Here is a 5366-nt window from a genome sequence, read left to right as displayed (position 1 = left end):
AGCGCCCGCGCCACCGCTTCGGTCTTTGCCTCGTCGATGACGCCATCCGGCTTGATCCGCACCTGCAGGCAGGCGACATCGCCGCCGGAAAGGGCGTCCTCAACACTGGCCGCAAAGGCTGCCACATCCGCCACTTCAGGCGGGGTTATCAGATAAAGGCGGGTGCGCTGGCGGATCGGATCGCTCATGGCGCCTACCTAGATCGTCTTCGCGCGGAGGGAAACCATGTCCCTCAGGCGAAATCCGGCGTGAAGCGGATATTGTCGTGCTTCAGCCCCTCCAGCACGACGTCCAGGCCGCCTGACTTTATCATCCATTCGAGGCGATGGTCGCGGTATTCACGCTTGAACAGGCCCGCCTCGACGGCGGCGGCGACATTCTCCATCCCGCCGATCGAGGTGACCGCCTCTGTCGCGGTTCTCGCGACACTGTCGCGCGTCATCGCGCGGCTGCGCCATTCGGCGAGCGGGCTACCCTCGGCCGGTTCGAACCCGAAGCGCAGCGAACCGTTCACATAGGGAATGACCGAGAGGTCGGCCCAGCCGAAATTATCGCCATTGAACCAGGTCCGTTTGCCGAGGCGGCGCTCCAGCCAGTCATGCAGGCCGGCAATCTGCTTGCCGGCGCGGGTCTCGATCTTCTCTTTCAGCTCGCCCTCGGCGCGCTCGAAATAATTGATCTCACCAAGGCCCCAATTGATTGGCTCATAATGAGTGTCCATCACGTCTTCGATGAGGCGCGCCCTGGCCCGCTCGACCGGGCTTTCCGGCAGCATGGGCGGGGTCGGCCATTTGTCCTCAAGGTATTCGAGAATAATGGTCGAATCGAAAATCGCCGCATCGCTATCGCGCAGGAAGGGCACTTCGCCGCGTGGATTGCCGCGCATGAACTCGCCGCTCGTCCCGCCTGTGCCGATGCCATCCGGGAGGCGGCTCTCGAACTCGATGCCCTTTTCCCTGAGCGCGATCTTCACCTTCTGCGCATAAGGCGAAAGCGGGTGTTCGTAGAGGACAAGCATGGCGGTCTCCTATTGGCTGTGCACCATCAGACCACGCATTTCGCGAAGGAAATCAAGCGAATTAGCCGACGTGGCCCTTGACCACGCGCTTGGTGCTCGCCGGGTATTTTTCCAGCGACTTGCCTTTTCGCAGCGGCCTTGGATAGAAGCCGCCGCCGCAATTGGGGCAGGTGCCATGGTGCACTTCGCGGGCGCAGGCCTTGCAGAAGGTACATTCGAACGAACAGATCACCGCGCCAGTTTCATCAGCCGGTAGATCCTTGTCACATGTTTCACATGAGGGGCGCATTTCCAGCATGGGTGAAAGCGTACGCGAATCGCCTACTCCTGTCATGGCAAAGGCGGCTCCTCAGAGCCGCCTTTTCACTTAAACATTTGTCACGTGGCCGGCCGCTCATTGAGAGCTCTGTCCGCGTCACGCTCTATCGACTCTAGCCCTCCACAGAGGCCTTGCAGATATTATTGATCGACCGTGCCAGTGTCTCGTCGAACGCCTCATCTGACTGCTGCGCCGAAAGCCCTTCGGTCAGCGCGCGTGAGAAGCTGGCGATCATGCCTTTGTTCTTCGAAAGCCGGTCGCATGCCTCTTCGCGTGAATAGCCGCCCGACAGCGCGACGACGCGCATCACATTCGGATGCTCGACCAGCGGCTTGTAGAGATTGGCATTCTCCGGAAGCGTCAGCTTCAGCATCACTTTCACATCGGCGCCGAGCGTTTCGAGCTCCTTCTGGATCTCATTGAGAAGAATGGTCTCGGCTTCGGCCTTGTCGGAGATCGAGATGGTTACTTCCGGCTCGATAATCGGCACGAGGCCGTGGGCGAGGATCTGGCGGCCGATATGGAACTGCTGCTTTACGATGGCCGCGATGCCGCCCGGATTGGCCGCATCGATTACAGAGCGCATCTTGGTGCCGAAAATGCCGTTCGCCACCGCCTTTTCGAGGAGGGCATCGAGGTCCGGCATCGGGTTCATCACCTTGACCCCGTCCTTTGCCTCGGCGAGCCCCTTGTCGACCTTCAGGAACGGCACGACACTGCAATCTTCCCAGAGATATTTCGCGGCCGGCTTGCCGTCGATCTTGCCGTCCATCGTCCTCTCGAACAGGATCGCGCCGATCACCTTGTCGCCATTGAAAGCCGGGGATTTGATGATCCGGGTGCGCATGTCGTGGATTAGGCCGAACATTTCCTCATCATTCGAATAGGCTTCGTCATCGATCCCATACTGGCGAAGCGCTTTCGGCGTCGACCCGCCCGACTGGTCGAGCGCGGCGATGAAGCCGTCTTTCTGAGCAATCTGCTGTCTCATATCTGCGTTGGACATTCCCGTTTCCTTTACGATGGATGACAAGCCCGGCCGCCGCTGACCAGAAGGCCAGCGCCCGACACGGGCTTTGCTGAACTGATAATGTTATCGCTAACGTGCGCTGCGCCTGCCCGTCCCGCCTGAAACTCTGGAGCGGAACGGAAGATCGCTGATCGCATTCTAGCCTTTCAATGCCTCGACACCGGGTAGCGCCTTGCCTTCCATCCATTCGAGGAAAGCCCCGCCGGCGGTCGATACAAATGTAAAATCCCCGGCCGCGCCGGCATGATTGAGCGCAGCCACTGTGTCGCCCCCGCCAGCCACAGCAATAAGCTTGCCATCCCTGGCGCGCGCGCCAGCAGCCCGGGCGGCGGCGACCGTCGCCTTGTCGAAAGGCTCGATCTCGAACGCACCGAGCGGGCCGTTCCAGACGAGCGTCTTGGCAACATCCATGGCCGACGCGAGGATTGTGACCGTCTGATCGCCCGCATCGAGGATCATCTCTGCCTCGCCGACGTCTTCGATACCGCAGGTGCGGTTCTCGGCATTCGCAGCAAATTCCTTGGCTACGACGACGTCGCGCGGCAGCAGGATATCGCATCCCGCCTCTTTCGCATTCGCCTCGATCTGCCGGCATGTGTCGGCGAGATCATGTTCACAGAGTGACTTGCCGACGGCGACCCCGCGCGCTGCGAGGAAGGTGTTGGCCATGCCGCCGCCAATGGCCAGCGCATCGACCCTGGAGACAAGATTCTTCAGAAGATCGATCTTGGAGGAGACTTTTGCCCCGCCAACCACGGCCAGAACGGGCCGCTCTGGGCTGCCAAGCGCGGCATTCAGCGCATCGAGCTCGCGCTCCATCGACTTGCCCGCATAAGCAGGCAACCGCCGCGCGAGGCCCTCTGTCGAGACATGCGCCCGGTGCGCGGCAGAGAAGGCATCATTCACATAGATATCGCCGAGCTTCGCCATCTCATCGGCCAGCTCTGGATCATTCTTGGTCTCGCCGGGCTTGAAGCGGGTATTTTCGAGCAGCACGACGCCGCCGCCCTGGACCGAATGGATCGCATGTTCGGCCACCTCGCCGACACTATCCTCGGCGAAGGCGACAGGCGCGCCGAGGACTTTGGCAAACGCGTCCGCCACCGGCTTGAGGCTCAGCTCCGGCTTCACTTCCCCCTTGGGCCGGCCGAAATGCGCCAGCAGCGCCACTTTCGCGCCCTGTCCGGAGAGATACTGAACCGTCTGCAGCGCCGAACGCAGACGCGTATCGTCCGTGACTTCACCTGCTGCATTCATCGGCACGTTAAAGTCGACCCGAACAAGCGCGGTCTTGCCAGCCAGATCGTCTGCGTCCTCAAGCCGTTTGAAATCGGTCATCGGGCGCTCCTTTCCGGGGAACCGGGCCTAAATGAATTTCGCCATGGCGACGGCGGTGTCGCTCATCCGGTTGGAGAAGCCCCATTCATTGTCATACCAAGACAGGACCGAGCACAGCGTGCCGTCCATGACCTTGGTCTGGTCGGTGTGGAAGATCGAGGAATGCGGATCGTGATTAAAGTCGATCGAGACGTTCTTCACATCCGTATAGCCGAGAATGCCCTTCAGCGGGCCATTTGCAGCTTCGCGGATCGCTTCGTTGATTTCCTCGACGCTCGTCTCGCGCTTGGCGATGAATTTGAGATCGACCACCGAGACATTCGGGGTCGGCACGCGGATCGCGAAGCCGTCAAGCTTGCCATTGAGTTCAGGCAGGACCAGGCCGACCGCCTTGGCCGCGCCGGTCGATGTCGGGATCATCGACTGGGCCGCCGCCCGGCCGCGATAGAGATCCTTGTGCATCGCATCCAGCGTCGGCTGGTCGCCGGTATAGGAGTGGATGGTCGTCATCATGCCCTTTTCGATGCCGATCTTGTCGTTCAGCACCTTGGCGACGGGCGACAGGCAGTTCGTCGTGCAGGAGGCGTTCGAAACGACCTTGTCGTCCGAGGTCAGCGTGCCGTGATTTACCCCGAAGACGATCGTCTTGTCAGCGCCTGAAGCCGGAGCAGAGACGAGCACGCGCTTGGCGCCCGCATCAAGGTGGGCCGAGGCCTTCTCCTTCGACGCGAAGATGCCGGTGCATTCCATCGCGATGTCGACATTATTGGCGGCGTGCGGCAGCTCTTTGGGGTCGCGGATCGCGGTCACCTTGAAGGACTGGCCGCCGACATTGATCGTGTCGCCGCTGACAGAGACGTCCATCGGCAGCGTGCCATGGATCGAGTCATATTTCAGAAGGTGCGCATTGGTCTCGACGGGGCCGAGATCATTGATCGAGACGACTTCGATATCGTCGCGGCCATTCTCCAGGATTGCGCGAAGAACATTGCGGCCGATCCGGCCAAATCCATTGATGGCTACACGAACCGCCATTTCACATCTCCATACAGGCAATTTACGCCCGAACCGGGCCTTTGCGCCGGGGTTTAGACGCCTTGGCCGCTTTGGTCCAGCGCTGACGCGACAAACAGCATGTTCTGTCGCACTCTGCCGCCGAATTGCTCTTCACTTTTAGGTGTAAACTTTCATCATAAGTCGACCCGGCGCTCCGGGGCATGTATACTTGCTGCCATGATTGAAAAGCTGACCGACCTCCTCGCCGCGCCCGATGTTCCGAGGTTGAGGAAAATGACCAGCGACATCTTTCGCGACCTCGGGTTCGATGGCGCCTTCTTCCTCACGCCCCTCAGCAAGGTCCGCGTTCCGGATGGCCGTATGGCCAATCTCGGATTTACCCAAGAGTGGGAAGCCGAATATCGGGATCATTATTACGCCGCCGATCCGCTTCCCGACCTTGCCGCGCGCAATACCAAACCGGTCGTCTGGCACCGGCTCGATCGCTCATGCCTGACCCGGCAGGAGACCGAGTATCTTGACCGGCTTCCCGAATGGGGCATGGAATATGGTGTTGCGGTCGCTGCCTTTGGCCCGGCCGCCAAGATCGGAGTTGTTTGCGTCAGCCGGCCGCAGACGCGCGAGGTTGGCGAGAACCCTGACAC

General features: G+C 60.7%; 6 protein-coding genes and 1 pseudogene. 1 reads left to right on the top strand and 6 read right to left on the bottom strand.

The features are described 5' to 3' along the window. The 6 genes and pseudogenes from WA989_RS06555 to gap all read right to left on the bottom strand — a co-directional run. Window positions 1–188 (bottom strand): annotated as a pseudogene (locus WA989_RS06555) (thiamine phosphate synthase); the annotation flags it as partial. A gap of 44 nt (window positions 189–232) precedes the next feature. Continuing rightward, entirely contained in the window at window positions 233–1018 is a 786-nt protein-coding gene (locus WA989_RS06550; protein WP_424339702.1) for a glutathione S-transferase family protein, read from the bottom strand. Between the two features lie 61 nt (window positions 1019–1079). Beyond that, window positions 1080–1316, bottom strand: coding sequence for a DUF1272 domain-containing protein (locus WA989_RS06545; protein ID WP_424339703.1), 237 nt, complete (start codon window positions 1314–1316; stop codon window positions 1080–1082). Between the two features lie 133 nt (window positions 1317–1449). Further along, window positions 1450–2343, bottom strand: coding sequence for a fructose bisphosphate aldolase (locus tag WA989_RS06540; protein WP_424339701.1), 894 nt, complete (start codon window positions 2341–2343; stop codon window positions 1450–1452). Window positions 2344–2505: 162 nt separating this feature from the next. After that, window positions 2506–3705: a phosphoglycerate kinase gene (locus tag WA989_RS06535; RefSeq protein WP_424339700.1), complete on the bottom strand. Its 1200-nt coding sequence runs from the start codon at window positions 3703–3705 to the stop codon at window positions 2506–2508. A 27-nt stretch (window positions 3706–3732) separates the two neighbouring features. Then, complete coding sequence (gene gap / locus WA989_RS06530; protein WP_424339699.1) at window positions 3733–4740, bottom strand: type I glyceraldehyde-3-phosphate dehydrogenase; 1008 nt, start codon at window positions 4738–4740, stop codon at window positions 3733–3735. Between the two features lie 255 nt (window positions 4741–4995). Between gap and WA989_RS06525 the strand changes: the two genes are divergently transcribed. Then, the coding region (locus WA989_RS06525) for an autoinducer binding domain-containing protein (protein ID WP_424339698.1) at window positions 4996–5366 on the top strand (371 nt) is incomplete at its 3' end.

It is taken from the genome of Henriciella sp. (assembly GCF_049649345.1).
In the GTDB taxonomy this organism is placed as follows: domain Bacteria; phylum Pseudomonadota; class Alphaproteobacteria; order Caulobacterales; family Hyphomonadaceae; genus Henriciella.
The sequence above is the reverse complement of the archived record's forward strand: the minus strand, read 5'-3'. Positions and strand labels throughout refer to the sequence as shown.

What these genes read in the sequence shown, in the direction of transcription:
- WA989_RS06550 (WP_424339702.1), bottom strand. Translation starts at nt 1,018, where the DNA reads ATGCTTGTCCTCTACGAACACCCGCTTTCGCCTTATGCGCAGAAGGTG.
- WA989_RS06535 (WP_424339700.1), bottom strand. Translation starts at nt 3,705, where the DNA reads ATGACCGATTTCAAACGGCTTGAGGACGCAGACGATCTGGCTGGCAAG.
- WA989_RS06545 (WP_424339703.1), bottom strand. Translation starts at nt 1,316, where the DNA reads ATGCTGGAAATGCGCCCCTCATGTGAAACATGTGACAAGGATCTACCG.
- gap (WP_424339699.1), bottom strand. Translation starts at nt 4,740, where the DNA reads ATGGCGGTTCGTGTAGCCATCAATGGATTTGGCCGGATCGGCCGCAAT.
- WA989_RS06540 (WP_424339701.1), bottom strand. Translation starts at nt 2,343, where the DNA reads ATGTCCAACGCAGATATGAGACAGCAGATTGCTCAGAAAGACGGCTTC.